Genomic DNA, 20461 nt, shown 5'->3' on the forward strand with positions numbered 1-20461 from the left:
GGCTTTTTTTTCTGAAACAATAAAGTCCAGAGACAAAAATCCCTCGTCTTTTAACGTTTCCCCCAATAACTCACAACGTGAGACTTAGCCCAATATTGCAGCGATACCCGGCAAGGTTTTCCCTTCCAAGCTTTCCAACATGGCCCCACCCCCGGTGGATACGTAGCTTACTTTGTCCTCGAAACCAAACTGTTTCACGGCTGCAACGGAATCTCCGCCACCAACCAAGGAAAAGGCTCCACTTTGGGTGGCCTGATCAATATAGTTGCCCACGGCAATGGTTCCCTTGGCAAAGTTCTCCATTTCAAAAACACCTACGGGCCCGTTCCACAAGATTGTCTTGGAGGCCAAAATCACTTGCTTGAAGATTTCCAAGGTTTTTGGACCAGCGTCCAGTCCTTGCCATCCATCAGGGATTTTATCTACATCCACAAATTGTGTATTGGCACCATTGTCAAAGTCGTCGGCAGCCAAAACGTCTACAGGCAGGTATACTTTCACGTTTTTGGCCTCGGCTTGTTTAAGAATCTCCAAAGCCAATTCCATTTTATCATCCTCACAAATGGAATCCCCTACTTTGCCACCCTTTGCCTTCACAAAAGTGTAGGTCATACCGCCGCCAATGATAAGGTTGTCAACTTTGTCCAATATGTTTTCGATAATCGTGATTTTGGAAGATACTTTTGCTCCGCCCAAAATGGCGGTAACCGGTTTTTCTCCAGTTTCCATCACTTTGTCTATCGCTTTTATTTCTTTAGCCAACAGATATCCGAAGCATTTGTTCTCGGGGAAAAATTTAGCCACAATGGTTGTTGATGCATGTGCGCGGTGGGCTGTTCCGAAAGCATCGTTCACATATACATCTCCGTGCTTTGACAATGCTTCAGCAAAAGACTCATCTCCTGCTTCCTCTTCGGCGTGAAAACGAAGGTTTTCCAACAAAAGCACCTCTCCGCTTTGCAATCCAGCGACGGCTTCATCTGCTTTTGTTCCAACACAGTCTTCTGTAAATTTTACCTGTACCCCAATGATATCGGATACGGTTTCGGTGATGTGGGAAAGTGACATGTCCGGGTTTGCTTTTCCTTTGGGTCTTCCCAAGTGGCTCATCAAAATTGGAGATCCGCCATCTTCCAAAACTTTAAGAATGGTAGGTTTGGCTGCATCAATTCGGCTGGTGTCGGTTACATTAAAATCGCCATCCAACGGCACGTTGAAATCTACCCTGATCAATACTTTTTTTCCCTTGAAATTAAAATCGTCTATCGTCTTCATGTAGTGTGGTCTTTTTTGAGAGTCTCAAATGTAAAGATTTCCTGCTTTTTCAATGGACAGACCGGCCCCATAATTTTAAAGTTTCTCAATTTTTAACCATTTTAATTTGATATGTTACACTGGCTCCTGCTTGCGCAAGGGTTCCTAGCGGGATTCCTTGTTGTTCGTTTTGGCCGATAACCAAAGAAGGGTTTTCGGTCCAAGTGTGGCCTTAAAAGCCAATTTACAAGGCCAAAGATATGGACAATGGAACACCATGGAAGGGTCAAAACATAAACCAATTCCGTTTTATAAGAGTGAAGCTGTATTTGACATGTATCTCTTGGAAGCTGTCCGATCAAAAGTAGGGTTATACCATTTTTAATTGTTATAAGGTAAAGTGATTATTAACCCCAAAACCTCAAATTTTATGCAACCTTTTTTGAAAAATGTAGGATTTGCTATTGGAATAGCCGTATTGGCTTTTTCTTGTAGCGATGACAATGGTAATGACAATGTAGAGAAAGAATCGTATAACACAACCTTTAAAATCACAGATGCCCCAGTGGACAACGCAGCAATTGAATCCGTTTTTGTTACGGTTTCCGATGTAAAGGTCAATGGCACATCACTGGAGGGCTTTAACAAAACTACTTTTGATTTGGCCGCCCTTGTCAATGGTCAGACTAAAACCTTGGGCAACCTGCAATTGGAGGCTGGAGCATATTCCGACCTTGAACTGGTGCTGGACTACGAAACCGATATGGACGGAAATTCCCCGGGCTGTTACGTAGAAATGGCAGATGGTTCCAAGGACAAGATAACATCCTCTGCGAGCAGCATTGACATTGTGGATACTTTTGAGGTGTTTGCCTCGAATACCAATGAGGTCGTTATCGATTTTGATTTGCGAAAGACCATAAAGGAAAATCAAGGTACGTTGGAAACGGATTTTGATTTTGTGACGACGTCCGAACTCTCCGCAGGAATACGGGCCGTAAACCAGGAAACTACTGGAGAAATTGAAGGAACCATAAACGATGCAGAAAACACATCGGACAAAATTGTGGTATATGCCTATGAAAAAGGCACCTATAATGCAGAAGTTGAAACTCAGGGGCAAGGAGAAAGCAATGTGCGCTTTGCCAATGCCATTACAAGTGCCGAGGCCAGTGGGCTTAACAATTCCTTCAGCCTTAACTTTCTATCGGCTGGGGAATACGAATTGATTTTTGTGTCCTACGCCCAAGATGGCAATCAATTTTACTTTAATTCAACATTAGAGGTGGAATCGACCACTGGGCTCGACCTATCTGCTTTACAAATTACATCCGCTTTACAGTTAAGCGCCAATGTAACAGTGACCGGAACCACATCATCCTAAACAAATATATTGATCTGTTGAGAAAAGCCCCGGTTCGGGGCTTTTTTTATGTACTCACTTTACTTTCCTCCATTGGTCTGCAGGTCTGCCAAGCAGGTGGCGTCCAATTCAGGGATATTACCGCCACTGATTATATTGATCGGCAACCATAACACTCCTCTTTTAAATCAAACACGTAAGGGGTTCAACACTTAAAAATGTATCTTTGGAACATGCTTTTTAAAAATGTTTTAGGACTCGAGCATATCAAAAACCATTTGGTGACCACTGCGGAAACCGGCAGGGTCGCACACGCACAACTTTTTGTTGGCCCCGAAGGTTCCGGGGTGCTGCCCATGGCACTGGCATATGCCCAATATTTGCTCTGTGGCAATACAGGTGGAGAAAATGACGGGGAAAACACCGTATGCAATACTAAATGCAACTCATTGACACATCCCGACCTTCATTTTGCATTTCCTGTTTCCAATTCGGACAAGGTAAAGTCGCATGCCGTGAGCGATCATTATTTGGAAGAATGGCGACAGTTTGTAAAAGACCAGCCCTATGGCAATTTGTTTGATTGGTACCGCCACATCGGCATTGAAAAAAAGCAGGGACAAATCGGGGTGGATGAAGCTCAGGACATGGTTAAGAAGCTTTCCTTAAAGTCTTACGAAGGAGGTTACAAGGTCCTTATTGTTTGGATGGCCGAAAAAATGAACGTTTCCGCGGCCAACAAACTTTTGAAGTTAATCGAGGAGCCCCCGAACAAGACCATATTACTCCTTTTGGCAGAAGATGAGGAACAAATCATCAACACCATTCGTTCCCGTTGCCAAATTTTAAATTTCCCTCCCTTGGCCGAACAAGTAATTACCGATGAACTTATACAGCGGGGAGTGGCACAAACCGAAGCACTTACCATTGCACTGGAAGCGAACGGTAATTTTAACAAGGCTCTTGATCTATTGAACAAAGACTCTGAAGATTTGGTGTTCGAACGTTGGTTTGTGCAATGGGTGCGGAGCGCCTTTAAAGCCAAGGGCAACAAAGGTGCCGTACAGGAACTGATCTTATGGAGCGAGGAGGTCGCCAAAACAGGGCGCGAAGTCCAAAAAAAATTCCTGAACTACTGCTTAACCATAATGCGGCAAGCGCTTATGCTCAACTACAAGGCAAACGAACTTGTTTATGCCAAAGTGCACATGGAGGGTTTTGACCTGAACAAGTTTGCCCCTTTTGTACATGAAAACAATATTTTGGATATTGTAAAGGAGTTGGAGCAAGCAATTTTTCACGTGGAACGCAACGGAAATTCCAAGTTGATTTTCACAGATCTCTCCATTAAACTTACTCGGCTTTTGCATGCAAAGGCCGCCTAAATAAAACTAATCATGGATGATTTATTTTCAAATGCCACAGAAATACTACTGCTGGTGTTCTTGACCATTACTTTTCTACAGAGCGGGATTGACAAACTTTTAGATTGGAAAGGCAATCTGGGTTGGCTAACGGGCCATTTTTCCAAATCCATTTTTAAAGGAACGGTGCCCGTACTGCTAAGCATTGTTCTGGTATTCGAAATGTTTTCCGGAATACTTTGCGGCGTGGGTGTTTTTCAATTTGCCGTTGATGGAGAAAGTGTTTTTGGTTTTTATGGGGCCGTTCTTTCTGCCATAACTTTGTTGATGCTTTTGTTGGGGCAACGTGTTGCCAAAGATTATGTTGGGGCCCAAACCATTGTTGTGTACTTGATTCCCACGGTTTTTTTGGTGTATTTGATGCAATAATAAAGTTCTTCCATGATCGTTGAACCCGTTCAAAGACCAAATCTATCGAAAAAGACCGAGGCATATTACGGGCAATTTGAACGTTTGATCGTCCAAATCAGGAAAAAGAAACTACCCGAAGAAATCATGTTGGTCATCAATAAGCAGATTACGGCACTGAACGCAGTAACGGATTCCGATAAAATTCTAAGAAATGAAATCCGCAAAGTACAATCAAAAATTATAGGCACCCTGGCCCAAAAACTTAAAATTGTACCCATTAATTACTACCGAAAGACTTGGTTTGTTCTGGGTATGACTGTTTTTGGCCTGCCCATTGGAGCGGCCTTGGGCCTTAGTTTGGGGAATATGGCGTTTTTGGGCATTGGTCTGCCCGTGGGAATGTCGATCGGACTTGCCATGGGATCCCGAATGGACAACAAGGCAAAGGAAGAAGGCCGACAACTGGATATTGAACTTTAAATGTAACTGTAATCATGTTTGGGAAAAAAGCGATTGCTCCTGTACTTCTTATTGTGATTAGTTTAGCGCTTTTGGTTATCAACCTGATAGAATTGAAAAAAGGCAATAGTGCACTATGGGGAATCGTCTCCAACATTTTATTGATTGTGGCAATGGTTGCCGTGATTCGAGAGAAAAAGTCAAAAAGGTAACTATAACTCATCATCAAAAATGAACAAACAAACACAAAATATAGAGGAAACTTCTATTGATTCCATTTCAAGTGCACAAGCTGATTTACGTGAAGGCTATGCTGATGGCGCGTTGGGGGTTTTAGCTTCTGGAACGGTATGGATGGTAGCGGCTTTAGTAGCTTTTTTGGTTTCTTCACAAACCGCTATTTGGACCTTGTTTTTTGGCGGTATGCTCATTCATCCCCTAGGATTGTTAATGGCCAAACTAATAGGGGTTCCCGGAAGCCATTCTAAACAAAACCCTTTGGGCAAGCTTATTATGGAAGGCACTATTTTTATGCTGATGTGCATTCCCTTGGCCCTGCTCCTCTCTCTACAGGACCATGCTTGGTTTTTTCAGGGCATGTTATTGATCATTGGGGGAAGATATTTAACGTTCACTACGCTTTATGGCATCAAAACGTATTGGATTTTGGGCGGTATATTGGGCGCAGCGTCTTTTGCGCTGTTTCTTTTGAAGGCTTCTCCTGCCATTTCTGCCTTTACAGGATCGATCATAGAAATTGGTTTGGGGGCTTTTATGTTTTTCTCGTACAAAAAGAGTCAACCCTAAAGTAAAGGCGGTTTGGAACAGATCAGGCACTATTTTGAATCGGAATATGGGATTTCATCAAACGATTGGAAGGTTTTTTCATCAAAATTAAGCCGACATGTATTCCCCAAAAAAAGTAAGCTGGTTGAAGCGGGCAAGGTGGAGAACCATCTGTCCTTTATAGAAAAAGGAATTGTCCGCCTCTATATTCCACAAGAGGACGGTGAGCTTACATTTGGCTTTGTTTTTGGCGGGGCCTTTGTAAGTGCTTATGACTCTTTCCTGACCCAAAAACCATCCGAATATGTGGTAGAAACGATAACGGATACGGTACTTTGGCGCCTGGACTATAAAGAGCTTCAGGAGGTATATGCATCTTCCAAAATCGGAAACTTGATCGGGAGAAGGGCCAGCGAGGAGCTTTTCTTGAAAAAATCGAAAAGAGAGCTTTCCCTTTTACGTGATAGCGCGGAACAGCGTTATCTCAATCTTTTTGATGAACGGCCAGAACTCATCCGTGAGATTCCCCTCAAATATATTGCTTCGTACATTGGTATTACCCCGCAAGCGTTGAGCCGTATCCGAAAGCGTATTTCTTAACCTGGGTTCATTGCTATTGAAGCGGTAATGCTGGAATTTTGACAAAAAAGTATGAAACCACTCATTGTACTTATTGCCGCCTTTATTATTTCTTCATCAATCTTAAAATTTACCCGCGAACAATGGGATTATCAGCTTGCCGGTAGCATTGCCATGGCCGCTATGTTGGTGTTCACTGCCATTGGACATTTTGTTTTTATAAGGGGTATGGCCGAGATTATTCCCTCGTTTATGCCGTTTAAAAAGGAGTTGGTAGTGGTAACGGGTGTTATTGAAATCATCTTTGCCGTTGCCCTTCTGTTTCCCCAATATCAGGTTCAAGTGGGTTGGCTCCTTATTGCGTTTTTTATTTTGATTTTACCCGCGAACGTAAAGGCATCAATACATCAAATCAATTATCAAACAGGGCAATTGAACGGCCCAGGAACTGCTTACCTTTGGTTCCGAATTCCGTTACAGTTGTTTTTTATCCTCTGGGTTTATTTTGCATCCATCCGATAAAACAAAAAGCCCACTCCAAATGAGTGGGCCTTCTTAACCTATTTTTTATCGCGTTTAGTTCTCGTACTTATCGTTCAAAATGGTAAGAATGGCATCCGTTACATCTTTGGCTTCATCGCCGTAAATTACCGAGCCTCCGTCGCCACCTCCCAAAATGTAGGTGTATCCGTTGGCCTTGCCGTATGCCCTGATCTCTTTTTTTACCTTTTTCACCAAGCTGTCCATTTCGGCCTGGCTTTTTTGTTGCAACTGTTGCTCTTCTTGCTGCAACTGCTGACCTATTTGCTGACCTCTTTGCTGCAATTGGGAATATTCTTCTTGCGCATTTTTCTGGGACATGCTCTGCGCCTTGCTCTGAAATTCTTGTAACTCCATTTGGAACGTTTGGGAAATACTGTCCCTTTTTTTGGTCAATGCCTCGGCTTTTGTTTGGAATCTGGCATCGACATCAATTTTTTCTTGATAATCGTCCATGATCCTTATACTGTCCACATAGGCAATTTTGTTTTGCTGACATGCCATGGCGGTGATGGCAATAGCAAGCACTACTAATTTTTTCATCATTTACTTTTTATAGATGCGCAAAAATAGAAAAGCTTTTGGAATGCTGGTCATTAAGTTTTTTTAATCGTTTGTTTGGCTCAAAACATTATATAAGAAATTTTTATGGAACCCAGTGCGCTTAATTGTTAACCCTTATTTTGATGGCTTTTAGAAACAGGTCGATTTAAGCGCTTCTTTTTTGTTGAATACAATTCCACATACAGCCCGTGTTTTGGACAGCAGGGGCCTTTAAAATGGCTTATTCCTCCTTTTTAAGGATGTAAATCAACGAAGAATGCTCTTTGGTGAAGATGGCGGCAAGATTGGACCACAACCCAACAAAAAATGCGCTGACCAAATACAATCTATTGCCTCGATATTTTTCAGAAAGCATGGAAACATAAAAAGCATCAAACCACATGGGTTTAATTTTGATGACTTCCAGTTTGTGACGAGCAAAAAGTTTGGAAATGGATTTTTTTGAAAAATGCCAAAGGTGTCTTGGCACATCATAAGCTGCCCAATATGATTTGAAATGTTTGGCATCAAATGATTTAAAATTGGGAACTGCAACGACCAAAACTCCGTCATCTTTCAAAAGATCTACCAATGTCTTTATCTGTTCTTCCAAATTGGGCAGGTGCTCCAAAACATGCCACAGCGTAATGGCTTGAAATTTTTGGCCCGACAGATATTCCAAACTTTGATGAAGTTCAATTCCTTTTTCCTTGGCCAACTGCCTAGCTTTTTCGTTTGGTTCAACTCCAACAGCCTTAAATCCTGATTTTTGGGCTGTAATCAAAAAATCGCCTGTCCCAGCACCTAAATCCAGCAGCGAATTCGGCTTATCTATTTGATTTTCAATTATTTGAACCTTGTTTTTGAGGTTTTTTCCCTTAACCAGTTGGTACATCCTATCTGTAAACGAAGATTTGGAGTCCGTGTGAGAAATGTAGCCCTCACTTTCGTAATAAGGAGCTAGGTTTTTGGGTTGGGGTCGGGTCACCAGCATATCCAGATCCTTGTCCCAATGCAACTCAAATGATTCGCCCGAAACGGAAAAGTCTTTAGTTTTTAAAAACAACTTCATTGTAATTATCTATATCCAAACATTCGCTTTTCAAATCCCGAAGATAGCATAAAACTACATCTCTTTGAACCGAACTTTACAATCACCCATCTAAAACCAAAATCCTTTTGTTTGGATTCCTGTTTTCACAGGAATGACAGTTTTACCTGAACCTAAAACAAACCACTTTGGACTTGAAATCATTAGTTTTAAAGAAAAGAATGAAATTCTTTATTATTTATGGAAAACGGATGGTAAGATTTATGTTGTTTGCTCTTACGACCAATCTGAAAAATAAAAATTAGACCCTTTACGAATTCCTTGAAACAAAGAACACTGTTCCACGTGGAACAGTGTTCTGGATTACCTGCCCAAATACACTAACAATACACTAATATCTGCCGGTGATACGCCGCTAATTCGTGAAGCCTGAGATATGGTAACGGGCCGAATTGATTCCAACTTTTCTCGTGCTTCGTAGGACAGGGATTTTAGTTTGGAGTAATCAAAATTGTCTGGGATTCGAACGTTTTCCAATCGCTGTAATTTATCTGCATTAGTTTTTTCCTTTGCTATATAACCTGAATATTTGACTTGTATTTCGGCTTGCTCCAATACCTCGGAATCCAATTCATTTTCTTTTACAAATTCAGAAACTGTATCCAATTGAAGCATGTGGTCCATAGTTACCTTTGGTCTGGAAAACACCTTGAAAAGTTTATCCGATTGCTTTACCAAAGCAGAATCCAAAGACGCTAAAATCGGGTTTACCTCTTCCGTAGTGAAGCTTGTCTTTTTGAAGAAATTGACAAAGTTTTCGGATTTGCTCATCTTCTCCTCCATTCTTTTGAGGCGTTCTTCTTTGGCCAAACCAATTTCATACCCCTTGGGCGTAAGTCTTAAATCGGCATTGTCTTGGCGCAACAAGGTTCTATATTCTGCTCGTGAAGTAAACATTCGATAGGGTTCCTCGGTGCCTTTGGTAATCAAATCATCCACCAAAACTCCAATGTAAGCTTCGTCCCTTTTAAGAATAAACGGCTCCTTCCCATTTATTTTAAGGTGCGCATTAATGCCCGCCATTAAACCTTGGGAGGCTGCTTCTTCATACCCCGTGGTTCCGTTGATCTGACCAGCAAAATATAAGTTCTTTACCAACTTGGTTTCGAGCGTATGCTTTAATTGCGTTGGAGGAAAATAATCGTATTCAATGGCATAACCTGGTCTAAAAAATTTGACGTTTTCAAAACCTTTTACGGATTTGAGCGCTTTGTACTGAACATCCTCTGGCAATGAAGTTGAGAAACCATTGACATACATTTCTACCGTATCCCACCCTTCGGGCTCCACAAAAATTTGGTGTGAATCTTTATCTGCAAACCGATTGATTTTATCTTCGATAGAAGGACAATATCTTGGTCCAACACTTTTAATTCTTCCATTGAACATTGGAGACCTTTCGAACCCTTCACGCAGTAAATCATGAACCAATTTGCTGGTATGGGTCATGTGGCAATCGCGTTGTGTTTTAAGAATCGGGGTGTTTAAATAAGAAAATTTTTCAGGTACATCGTCCCCGGGTTGCGGTATCATTTTGGAATAATCCAAGGACCTTCCATCTACTCGGGGAGGTGTTCCGGTTTTCATTCTTCCACTATCAAAACCTAAATCAACCAATTGTTCCGTGATTCCAGTTGCGGCTTTTTCCCCTGCCCTACCTCCACCCAATTGCTTCTCCCCAATATGGATCAGGCCATTCAAAAAAGTACCGTTTGTAAGCACTACGGATTTGGCTCTAATCTCCAAACCAAGACTCGTTTTTACACCAACAACTTTATCCCCTTCAATCAACAAGCCATTGACCATTTCTTGATAGAAATCTGCATTTGGAGTGTTCTCCAAAGCCATCCTCCACTCCTCTGCAAATCGCATACGGTCGTTCTGAGCTCGGGGGCTCCACATGGCCGGTCCTTTGGATTTGTTGAGCATCTTAAACTGTATGGCAGATTTATCGGTAACAATTCCACTATACCCTCCCAGGGCGTCAATTTCTCGTACAATTTGTCCTTTAGCTATTCCTCCCATTGCGGGATTACATGACATCTGACCAATAGTTTGAAGATTCATTGTCACCAACAAAGTGCTTGAACCCATGTTGGCGGCAGCGGCCGTAGCCTCCGCACCAGCATGTCCTCCTCCCACAACAATAACATCATATTCCTTTTCAAACATACCTATGGTTCCACGTGGAACATTTTAATTTTTTCTTCTTCCTTTTCACGCATCATCAATTTCTCCTCTTTGGTCTTATCCCCAAAACCAGCTAGATGAAGAATACCATGGCTCATTACCCTGCGAAGCTCATTTAAAAACTCAACATCAAACTTTACAGCGTTCTCTTGCACCCTGTCCGTGGATATAAAAATATCTCCCGAAAGCGTGTTTCCATCCTTATAATCGAATGTGATAATATCCGTAAAAGTATCATGGTTTAAATACTCCTTGTTGAGTTCTAAAAGGTAATCGTCGGTACAGAATATATAATCTATTTGACCAACAACAAAACCTTCGGAAACTATAACCCTATTTATCCAATCGGCATACTCGGATTTGTCAGGGATTGTGAATTCACTTTTAAAATGAAACTCAATCATTATCGAAATAAACCTTTACCTTCTTCTCAAAATTTTGCCGCAAAGGTAAAGCTTGTCTGTTTAATATTTCAATGTTGTTCTGGTATTCTTGAAGTAACTCGGGTTTGGTAGTGATAGGATTAGTAAATTGATTCACATTTGTTTTGCTTTCGCGCTCCTTCTTTTCCCCTTGTTCCATAGATGCGTTTTCCAACTTCATTAATTGGTGTTGAATATTGTTGGCCTTGCTTCGGGTGCGTTCGGTGATTCCGTTCTCCAACAGATCATTCTCAAAGTCTTCCATTTGTTGCATCAATTTTTTTGCCAGATTCTTGTCAGATTCACGCATCATATCCTCCAATTGTTTTTCTAGGCTTTCCCGTAAAAACTGCTGCTCCTTGTAGATCTCGTATACTTCGTCAAGATTCATTTCTCCTAAACCATTTCCATTGGATTGGGAGCTATTTCCTTGCTTTGAACCTTTGTTGCCTCCTTCTCCTTGCTCACCATCTTGTCCTTCCTTTCCTTGTTTTTGACTGCCCTTATCACCTTCTTGCTGTCCTCCCACGTTATCACCTTGCTGTTCACCTTTACCTTCGGATTCTTTTCCCTCTTTTCCGGAACCGTTCATTTTCTCTTGGATACCTTGTTGTCCTTTAATAATGTCGGGCAATTGAAAATCTTGCCCTTCTCCACTACCTTGACCCGGCATCATGTTCTGCTGCATGTTGTCCAAAATATTTGCCAAGAAATCGGCCAAGGCATTTGTAGCATTTATTACGTACTGCTGATACGATGCTCCCTGATAAATTTGATTCTCGGCGATGCTTTCCAAAGATTTATCAATGTTGTAGTATACTTCGGTTATTTGCTCGTTCACAAATTCAGAAAGTTCAGCCCTACGCAAAGAAAGTGCAAAGAGGCTATCGTCTACATGCTCGAACAATCTTTTTAGGTTTTGTTGGTCTTTGACGGTTTTGGAAAACTGGGACATATCAACATCCGCTCGCTGTATGTTGTCAAACAAATTTTCTTGCTTGAAAGAAAAAGTGACCAAATTATCTAAAATCTGGCGTAACATTTCGGCATCCTCGGCATCGGAGGAACCACCACCCATGGAACTAGATTGCATGGATTGGCTCATTTCCCGCATCTTCTGTGCTGCGGACTTTTGCTTTTTGGAAGCGTTATTGCCTGCTTCTTGCTTTTCCTTGGCTTGGGAAGATTCTTCTAGGCCCTGGTGCTTATTGATTTCTTCAAGAGCATCTTTTTGATCCAGCTTTACCCCATCTGTCTTTTTCTTATCAGTGTCAAGTTCTAATGGCTTTTGGAGCTTCTGATTATCTTTTTCCAATTCACGAATGTCTTTTTCCAACTCGTTGAAATCTTCATTCAATTTCCTCTGCTCCTTGTCACTAAAATCCTGTCCCAGTTTTAATTCGGACAGTATCTCTTGTTTAGTGGCCAACTCCTCCAGTTCCTTAGAAATCTGGGAAGCTTTTTCAGTAACATAATAACGCTTCGTCAATTCCAAAATCTGTTCAAGGTTCCTCGTGTTCTTGCCCTGGTTCTTTCCTAATTCTTCCAATCGCTTTTGAAGGTCTTCTTTATCAATTTTATCAGCAATCTTGTTGAGTTCCTCAAGCAATTCAGCATTCTTTCTGGCTTCAGCTTCTTGACGCTCCAAACGTTCTTGAAGCATCTTCTTCATCTTAGTGTCTTCGGAATTCTTATCAATGCTTTTATTTAAATCCTGACTAAACTTCTGCATCAATTGTTCTTGCATTTGCTGCTGCTGCAAAAAGTTCTTTATCTGGCTCTTGTCTTCAAAGCTTAGCGACTTTTCCTCCTTTTGTAGCTTGTTAATCTGCGAGAATTCTTCTTGCTGTTGTTTTAAATGCTGCAAAGATTCTCCCATTTTGTTCAAGGTGGAGTTCTGAAATTCCAACTCTCTGTTATTCAATTCATTATCATCATAAAGAGATGCATTAAAAACAGCGCTTTTGGTAACTTTACCACCCCTAACCCCGTCATTATCAACTACTTCAAAATATAACTTATACTTTTTTCCAGGCTGAAGCGACAATCCCGAAGGAAACGTATAGTAAAACTGATACACATTGGTATTGGGAGATTCGAGCGAAAGCCGCTGAACATTATTTATATCATCCGAAGGATAGCAAACCAACCGGATTTCCTTTAAACCATGATCATCGGCAGCCTGCCCCGTATAATAGGATTGGTTTGGATGCAAAGAATCCAGCACTTGATTTACCTGAACGGTTGCCTTTTGATCCTTGACGACATTTAACCGATAAGCCAATTTTTCAAAATCCTGTACTCGTTCATTTGATGTACTCAGCTCATAATCCAAATCATTGAACAATCGCCTTGTGTTTGAAAATAAGTTGTTGGATTTTTCAAAGGAAACAGTGGTGTCCTTTGTCATCATTTGTATATCATCCACATGGTTCCCCTGTATTCTCCAAGTGACTTTGGTTCCTTCGGGAACTTCGGCATTTCCCGTGCCCGTAATCAGTTCGGAAGACAAGTTGAGATATTTGGGGTAGTCCAATTCCATGGCAAAATCGACCAAGGCCGGGGTGCGATAACTTTTTATGGAATAAGTTCTGGATTCCCATCCATTGGCTGTTAGGTAAAAATTGGTTTCAGGAACGGGTGCTTGAAATGTATACTCAAAAAACTCCCCGCTGTTCTGCATGAGCAACTGTTCGCCATTTACAACTATTTGAACATTGTCTGGTCGAATTTCCCCAACTGTTTTAACTTTTATGGTCAATAATTGATTGTCTAATACTTCCAATTTATCGTTCATCAGCTGGAAAGAAAATGGTGCCGGTCTTTCATAGGCCAAATCGTAATGCATTACCCTTTGGTGCGAGTTAAAGAAAGAAACGATATCACCCGTGATCCAGATAAAACAGAACAGGGCCAAAGGAATAAAAATGTACTTCGCGTACTTATAACTGTCCTTAAAACTGACCGCTTCGGCAAAAGGAACCGGACCTAAATTTTTGGCCCTTTGCTCAATGCTGGCCATTAAAAGATCTGACTTGTGTTGGTTCTCGGATAATTCAAGCAGATTGAGCAGCTTGTCATCCACATGAGGAAAATGTTTTCCAATTAATAAAGAGGCCTCCCTATTACCAATACCATGTTTAATCCTAAAAAGATATAACAAAGGCATCGCGATGTATCTATACAATAGGTAAAGTTCTACTACAACAAAGAGAAGGAACAAAGTAAGCCTCCATGACTCGTTCAGCCACAAAACGTATTCAAAATACGTAATGGCCATCCAGAACAGGGTTCCTAAAGTTAAAAACAAGAAGACTCCCTTTATCAATTGTTTGGTATAAATCCGCTTGATAAAGTCTTCCAGCTTAACGAGAATGTCTTGATATGCGTTCAAAATCGATACTAATTACAACCAAATTACCTGATCCTTGGTAAATCAAAAGAAAAAATTTGTTAAACCTTTATACTATAAGTCCACATGGGTCAGAAAAAGACAGAATAAATTCACTTTCCCATTCATTGGCGGGAATGTATCTTTGCGACACAATCATACCCAATTATGAGTCAAAACGTACGTGTTCGATTTGCGCCCAGCCCAACTGGGCCATTACATATTGGTGGTCTGCGCACCGCCTTGTTCAATTATTTATTTGCCAAAAAACATGGTGGCGATTTTGTGCTTCGTATTGAAGATACGGACCAAAACCGATTTGTTGAAGGCGCAGAGGAATATATTATCAAGGCCTTGAACTGGTGTGGAATTCCTTTTGATGAAGGTCCGGGCAAAGAAGGTGATTTTGGCCCATACCGACAAAGTGAGCGCAAGGACCTGTACAAAGCCTACGCTTTGGAACTTATTGAAAAAGGTAAGGCCTATTATGCTTTTGATACTGCTGAAACTTTGGACCACCATAGAAAAGACCATGAGGCGAAAGGAAAAACATTTATATACAATTGGCACAACCGTTTAAAGTTGACAAACTCACTTTCGCTATCCGAGGAAGAAGTGAAAGCTAAATTGGAGGCCGGTGAGGATTACGTAATCCGGTTTAAATGTCCAGAGAATGAAACGTTGTTTTTGAACGACATCATCCGAGGTGAAATTAAAATTGATACCAGTATTTTAGATGATAAGGTTTTGTTTAAAAGCGATGGTATGCCAACCTACCATTTGGCCAATATTGTGGACGACCATTTAATGCAAATTACCCATGTAATCCGTGGTGAAGAATGGTTGCCGTCCTTGGCACTTCACACGCTATTGTACGATGCCTTTGGCTGGGAGGCTCCAAAATTTGCACACCTGCCCTTGATCATGAAACCCGTTGGAAAGGGAAAATTGAGCAAACGTGATGGCGAAAAAGGAGGCTTCCCCGTTTTTCCGCTCACGTGGAACCAATCGGAAGGATACCGCGAGGCAGGTTTTTTCCCAGAAGCGGTAATCAACTTCTTGGCCCTGTTAGGCTGGAATCCCGGCACCGAGCAAGAAATTTTTAGTTTGGAAGAATTGGTCGAGACTTTTACCTTGGAACGTGTAAACAAATCGGGCGCTCGGTTCGACCCAGAAAAAAACAATTGGTATAATCAGCAGTGGTTACAGAGGAAGTCTGATAAAGAACTAGCCGAACTGTTCGCTGCCGAACTGGCAAAAAAACAAATTTCGTCGGAACAGGATTACGTTCAAAAAGTAGTGTCCTTGATTAAGGAGCGCGCAAGTTTTGTAAAGGATTTTTGGGAACTGGGAGACTATTTTTTTGAGGCACCGTCTTCATACAACGAGAAAGCCGTCAAAAAGCAATGGAAAGAGGGTACTCCGGAAATCATGGAACAGGTCGCATCGGTCCTGAATAATGTTCAAAATTTTGAATCGTCCATAATAGAAGAAAAAGTGAAAGGATGGATATCCGACAGTGAACTTTCCTTTGGAAAAGTGATGCCTCCCCTCCGCTTGATCATCGTTGGGGACATGAAAGGCCCTCATTTGTTCGATATCATGGAACTTATTGGCAAAGAGGAGTGTATAAACCGTATAAAAACCGCCATCGCCCAGCTATAGAATTGATGGATCTGTAACATTAATTGACGAATGGCTACCAATACTATGGCCAAGTTTCGTAATTTCCATTTCTAACATAAAATCATAAACACTATGGGCAACTATCTTTTCATACCTATTGCTTTTGTAGCGCTTGTCATTCTGTTCAAGTTCTTCTTTATTGTAAAACAACAAACGGCCGTGGCCGTGGAACGCTTTGGAAGATTCCATAGCATACGGAATTCCGGGCTACAATTGAAAATTCCGATTATAGACCGTATTGCCGGTCGCTTGAGTTTAAAGATTCAACAGCTTGATGTGATCGTCGAGACCAAAACCTTGGACGATGTTTTTGTAAAGTTGAAAGTTTCCGTTCAATACGTGGTTCTCCGCGATAAAGTTTATGAAGCATTTTACCAATTGGAATATCCACACGATCAAATTACCTCTTATGTTTTTGATGTAGTACGTGCCGAAGTTCCAAAAATGAAACTGGATGATGTCTTTGTAAAAAAAGATGATATTGCCAACGCCGTTAAATCCGAATTGCAAGATGCTATGTTCGACTATGGTTTTGATATCATAAAGACATTGGTCACCGATATTGACCCAGATGCCCAGGTAAAGGCAGCCATGAACCGCATCAATGCATCGGAACGAGAAAAAATAGCGGCCCAGTTCGAGGGTGATGCCCAACGCATTCTTATTGTTGAAAAAGCGAAAGCCGAGGCAGAAAGCAAAAGATTACAGGGACAAGGTATTGCCGATCAACGTAGGGAAATTGCCCGTGGACTAGAAGAATCCGTGGAGGTTTTGAACAAAGTGGGCATCAATTCGCAGGAGGCATCTGCCCTTATTGTGGTAACCCAACATTATGATACCCTACAGGCCATCGGGGAAGAAACGGACACCAATTTAATATTGTTGCCGAATTCTCCACAGGCAGGCAGCGATATGCTGAACAATATGGTAGCTTCCTTTACGGCAAGTAATCAAATTGGCGAGGCCATGAAGCGCAAACAAATCGAAAAAGATTCATCATCTGACTCTTAAATGTTATTTTAATAAAAAAGAAGAGGTTGCCTAAAAAGCTCGCTATCTGTCTGTTCGAGCGCAGTCGAGAACCTAAATTATGTTGATAATCAATGGGTTTCGACTGCGCTCAACCTGACAAAGTCAAAATTTATGCTTTTTAGACCTTCTTCTATACAAAGTTTGAGGAGCATATACTAATCTAACCTGTAGTGCATTTTGAACATAAAACTTGGTTCTGGGCGTCAGTTCGAGTGATTTTGAGGAACGAAAAATCGTATCGAGAACTTTTTTAGACAAAATTCTTTTTCTCGATACAAATTTCACTCATGCCGTCGTGAAATCCACTCGAAATGACGAATTTTATCAAAAAGCACAATGGGTCAATCCAATTTTTTAAGCAGCTTTTTCGCAATAAAGGATATCGCAATTTTTTGTAATAAGGGTGCCATTCCACCAAGAATATTGGTTGGGTAAAGTTCTTTTTTGGTGTTTTGAACCGCAAGCTTCACTTTTTCCTCCTCAATCTGTCTTTGTAACTGTAAGATTTTAAGGTCGCGATCAATTTCTTTGAATGATGTGTATTGTGTGTGAATCATAATTCATCAAAATAAAATTTAGAAAACTCTTTTAAAAGCGGCTTTTCGATTTTGCTTCTCAACAGGAATATGATTATACCTATCAGTACATAAAATCCGCCAACTATTAAAAAGCCCTCTGCTGTATTGCCAAGCATACTGCCTAGCCAAAATGCAGCACTCAATGAAAGAAACAGTAGAGCAATAGAAGCTATTCCGCCAATTAACAGCACTTTGGTCGCCATCGTAATGCCCTTCATCATGGACCGAAAACTTTGGAGTCGATAAAAATCCAGGCTGTTCTTTACGTAAGACCTAACGCCATCCTCTACATCATCTATCTGTTCTTTAATATCTTCGAATGCCATATATTACTTCTGTAGTTGGGCGTTCTTCTTTTTTAGGTCTTCCAATTTATTCTCCAACGCTACGAGAATATCATCGGCTTTATAGCTCATATTGGAAAGTGTGTCCTCTAGCTTTTCCTCAAACTCTTCCTTTTTGGCATCGGCTGTCTTGCTGAATTCCTCTTTCGCATGTGTTATACTTTGGGCAATATCATCTTTTGCCTTTACTGCACTTTTCTTAATTTTTTTTCTGGTCTTTTTTCCTTTGTCCGGTGCATACAAAATTCCTATTCCAGCTCCAACAACGGCTCCAGTTAATAATGCAGTTAATACGTTTCCAGTGTTATTTGACATACTATTGTAACTTTTTAATTAAACATCAGTGAAAAATGATCAAGTCTCGTTTGAAAGGTGAAAACTTCCTGACCCAATCGATTTATTCTAAAATTAAGTTACATCCTAAACAGAAATTGATTCAATCGCTGCAAACCTTGACGCGTTAGCTAAATTTTGAAGAAAAATGAGAATAAGGCCTTTTCTGCGCAGATTACAGCCTCATCCAAGCAATTAACCATGATAATAAAAAAATGCAGGCATACCTCTCCTGAAGCATCTGTTCTTAATAAGAATCTTCAATGGACGGACTAATTAAAATAAGGAAAAATTATGCTAGCTTTTTTGCTCCAATTTGGCCCAAGTATCCCTTAAGGTTACCGTTCTGTTGAATACCAAATTCTCTGGAGTGGAATCTTTGTCCACATTAAAATATCCCAATCGTTGAAATTGTACTCGATCACCTATTTTTAAGTTCTTTAGGCTTGGCTCCAAATAACCCGTTACTTTCTCTAAAGAATCCGGATTAACAAAATCCATAAAATCTTTATCCTTATGGCTATCGGGCGTTGGGTCGGAGAATAAACGGTCGTACAGCCTTACTTCGGCGGTTATGGCGTGTGGTATGGAAACCCAGTGCAGGGTTCCTTTAACTTTTCGTAAACTCTCCTCGGTTCCGGAACCACTTTTACTTTTGGGGTCGTAAGTACACTGCACCTCTATAATGTTGCCATCTTCGTCCTTGGTACAACTTTCTGCTTTTATGATGTATCCATTTTTTAAACGGACCTCACCACCAAGCTTTAGTCTAAAAAACTTACGGTTCGCTTCTTCCCTAAAATCTTCTTTTTCTATATACAATTCCCTCGAAAATGGTACTTTTCTACTACCTGCTGATAGATCTTCGGGATTGTTTTCCGCGTCCAACCATTCCTCCTCTCCCTCCTTATAATTGGTGAGTACCACCTTTAATGGGTTGAGCACCCCCATTACACGGGGAGCTATTTTATTGAGATGCTCCCTTACATGAAAATCAAGTAGGGCAACATCAACAACATTGTCCCGCTTGGCAATGCCAATCGTATCCGCAAAATTTCTAATGGACTCCGGAGTAAAACCCCTTCTTCGCAAACCGGAAATTGTGGGCATTCTGGGATCATCCCAGCCTGATACAACACCCTTTTCCACCAATTGCAGCAATTTACGCTTGCTCACAACGGTATGGCTCAGGTTCCTACGTGCAAACTCCCGTTGTTTGGGGCGCAATTTATCAGAAGATACCACTTGGTCTAAAAACCAATCGTACAACTCTCTGTGAGGTAAAAACTCCAGTGTGCACAAGGAGTGCGAAACCTGTTCGATGTAATCGCTTTCACCGTGTGTCCAATCGTACATCGGGTAAATACACCAATCGGTATTTGTTCGGTGGTGCGCCTTATGTAGGATTCGGTACATTACGGGATCACGCATCAACATATTGGAAGAGGCCATATTGATTTTGGCGCGTAGCACATGCGCTCCGTCCTTGAACTCCCCTTCTTTCATCCCCTTGAAAAGCTTTAAATTCTCTTCAACAGAACGATTTCTATAAGGGCTTTCCTTTCCCGGTTCGGTCGGTGTCCCTTTTTGGCTGGCAATTTCCTCCGAAGATTGGCTATCAACGTAGGCCTTGCCATCCTTGATCAACTTTACGGCCCAATCGTACAACTGCTGAAAATAATCGGAGGCATAGCATTCCGTGGCCCATTCAAAACCCAGCCAACTTACGTCCTCTTTAATGGCCTCCACATACTCCTTCTCTTCCTTTGCCGGGTTGGTATCATCAAAACGTAGGTTTACAGGTGCATTATAGCGCAATCCCAAGCCAAAATTGAGGCAAATGGAACTTGCATGCCCAATGTGTAAATATCCATTGGGTTCGGGAGGAAAACGAAACCTCAAGTCTTTCTGTGTGTAACCCTTTGTAAGGTCCTCCTCAACAATGTGTTCTATAAAATTGAGCGATCGAGCTTCTTCTGCCATACCAATAATTTGATGCGCAAATGTAGTAAAATCCCGTGTTGATAGCTATTATTCGTTCATCTGTGTATACAAAATAGGCGATTTCACAACAC

The 20461-nt window shown here is 41.2% G+C and carries 20 protein-coding genes; 10 read left to right on the plus strand and 10 right to left on the minus strand.

All coding sequences use genetic code 11. From position 1 onward, the window contains the following. Positions 1-84 precede the first annotated feature (84 nt). A complete protein-coding gene (locus AC13CS_RS15270) occupies positions 85-1275 on the minus strand; it encodes a phosphoglycerate kinase (RefSeq protein ID WP_293166277.1) in 1191 nt (396 codons plus the stop codon). 409 nt (positions 1276-1684) lie between these two features. Here AC13CS_RS15270 and AC13CS_RS15275 point away from each other — a divergent pair, with 409 nt between their 5' ends. The 8 genes from AC13CS_RS15275 to AC13CS_RS15310 all read left to right on the plus strand — a co-directional run bounded on the left by AC13CS_RS15275 (position 1685) and on the right by AC13CS_RS15310 (position 6738). After that, positions 1685-2638 carry a DUF4382 domain-containing protein gene (locus tag AC13CS_RS15275; protein ID WP_293166275.1) on the plus strand — a complete coding sequence of 318 codons (954 nt, stop codon included), beginning with the start codon at positions 1685-1687 and terminating at the stop codon, positions 2636-2638. A 212-nt stretch (positions 2639-2850) separates the two neighbouring features. Beyond that, complete coding sequence (locus tag AC13CS_RS15280) at positions 2851-4002, plus strand: DNA polymerase III subunit delta' (RefSeq protein ID WP_293166273.1); 1152 nt, start codon at positions 2851-2853, stop codon at positions 4000-4002. Positions 4003-4014: 12 nt separating this feature from the next. Beyond that, the gene (locus AC13CS_RS15285) at positions 4015-4410 is read left to right on the plus strand and encodes a DoxX family protein (RefSeq protein ID WP_293166271.1); all 396 of its coding nucleotides are present in this window, start codon (positions 4015-4017) and stop codon (positions 4408-4410) included. Between the two features lie 12 nt (positions 4411-4422). Continuing rightward, on the plus strand, positions 4423-4872 hold the full coding sequence (locus AC13CS_RS15290; RefSeq protein ID WP_293166269.1) for a hypothetical protein: 450 nt from the start codon (positions 4423-4425) through the stop codon (positions 4870-4872). Positions 4873-4886: 14 nt separating this feature from the next. After that, complete coding sequence (locus tag AC13CS_RS15295; protein ID WP_293166267.1) at positions 4887-5063, plus strand: hypothetical protein; 177 nt, start codon at positions 4887-4889, stop codon at positions 5061-5063. A gap of 19 nt (positions 5064-5082) precedes the next feature. Beyond that, a complete protein-coding gene (locus AC13CS_RS15300; RefSeq protein ID WP_293166265.1) occupies positions 5083-5658 on the plus strand; it encodes a DUF7010 family protein in 576 nt (191 codons plus the stop codon). A gap of 12 nt (positions 5659-5670) precedes the next feature. Further along, positions 5671-6237 carry a Crp/Fnr family transcriptional regulator gene (locus AC13CS_RS15305; RefSeq protein WP_293166263.1) on the plus strand — a complete coding sequence of 189 codons (567 nt, stop codon included), beginning with the start codon at positions 5671-5673 and terminating at the stop codon, positions 6235-6237. A gap of 51 nt (positions 6238-6288) precedes the next feature. Beyond that, positions 6289-6738, plus strand: a complete 450-nt coding sequence (locus tag AC13CS_RS15310) for a DoxX family protein (RefSeq protein WP_293166261.1) — start codon at positions 6289-6291, stop codon at positions 6736-6738. 54 nt (positions 6739-6792) lie between these two features. Here AC13CS_RS15310 and AC13CS_RS15315 read toward each other — a convergent pair whose 3' ends face one another. The 5 genes from AC13CS_RS15315 to AC13CS_RS15335 all read right to left on the minus strand — a co-directional run bounded on the left by AC13CS_RS15315 (position 6793) and on the right by AC13CS_RS15335 (position 14416). Then, entirely contained in the window at positions 6793-7299 is a 507-nt protein-coding gene (locus tag AC13CS_RS15315; RefSeq protein ID WP_293166259.1) for an OmpH family outer membrane protein, read from the minus strand. Positions 7300-7540: 241 nt separating this feature from the next. Then, complete coding sequence (locus AC13CS_RS15320; RefSeq protein ID WP_293166257.1) at positions 7541-8371, minus strand: class I SAM-dependent methyltransferase; 831 nt, start codon at positions 8369-8371, stop codon at positions 7541-7543. Positions 8372-8713: 342 nt separating this feature from the next. Further along, positions 8714-10582, minus strand: coding sequence for a tRNA uridine-5-carboxymethylaminomethyl(34) synthesis enzyme MnmG (gene mnmG / locus AC13CS_RS15325; protein WP_293166255.1), 1869 nt, complete (start codon positions 10580-10582; stop codon positions 8714-8716). Between the two features lie 2 nt (positions 10583-10584). Beyond that, positions 10585-11004 carry an rRNA maturation RNase YbeY gene (ybeY, locus tag AC13CS_RS15330; RefSeq protein ID WP_293166253.1) on the minus strand — a complete coding sequence of 140 codons (420 nt, stop codon included), beginning with the start codon at positions 11002-11004 and terminating at the stop codon, positions 10585-10587. Then, a complete protein-coding gene (locus AC13CS_RS15335; RefSeq protein WP_293166251.1) occupies positions 10997-14416 on the minus strand; it encodes a hypothetical protein in 3420 nt (1139 codons plus the stop codon). Before AC13CS_RS15335 ends, ybeY begins: the two co-directional genes overlap by 8 nt. Before the next feature lie 165 nt (positions 14417-14581). On the opposite strand from AC13CS_RS15335, the gene gltX reads away from it, so the two are divergent. Both gltX and AC13CS_RS15345 read left to right on the plus strand, forming a co-directional pair. Then, on the plus strand, positions 14582-16078 hold the full coding sequence (gene gltX, locus AC13CS_RS15340; protein WP_293166249.1) for a glutamate--tRNA ligase: 1497 nt from the start codon (positions 14582-14584) through the stop codon (positions 16076-16078). Between the two features lie 93 nt (positions 16079-16171). Then, a complete protein-coding gene (locus AC13CS_RS15345) occupies positions 16172-17110 on the plus strand; it encodes an SPFH domain-containing protein (protein WP_293166247.1) in 939 nt (312 codons plus the stop codon). 362 nt (positions 17111-17472) lie between these two features. On the opposite strand, the gene AC13CS_RS15350 is transcribed toward AC13CS_RS15345, so the two are convergent. The 4 genes from AC13CS_RS15350 to AC13CS_RS15365 form a co-directional block, all read right to left on the minus strand. Next, entirely contained in the window at positions 17473-17688 is a 216-nt protein-coding gene (locus AC13CS_RS15350; RefSeq protein WP_293166245.1) for a DUF6327 family protein, read from the minus strand. Beyond that, positions 17685-18035 (minus strand): hypothetical protein, encoded by a 351-nt coding sequence (locus AC13CS_RS15355; RefSeq protein ID WP_293166243.1) that lies wholly within the window; start codon positions 18033-18035, stop codon positions 17685-17687. Before AC13CS_RS15355 ends, AC13CS_RS15350 begins: the two co-directional genes overlap by 4 nt. 3 nt (positions 18036-18038) lie before the next feature. Then, on the minus strand, positions 18039-18368 hold the full coding sequence (locus AC13CS_RS15360; RefSeq protein WP_293166241.1) for a YtxH domain-containing protein: 330 nt from the start codon (positions 18366-18368) through the stop codon (positions 18039-18041). A 315-nt stretch (positions 18369-18683) separates the two neighbouring features. Then, complete coding sequence (locus tag AC13CS_RS15365; RefSeq protein WP_293166239.1) at positions 18684-20369, minus strand: glutamine--tRNA ligase/YqeY domain fusion protein; 1686 nt, start codon at positions 20367-20369, stop codon at positions 18684-18686. Positions 20370-20461: the final 92 nt, after the last annotated feature.

Source organism: Flagellimonas sp. B-3 (assembly GCF_056857835.1).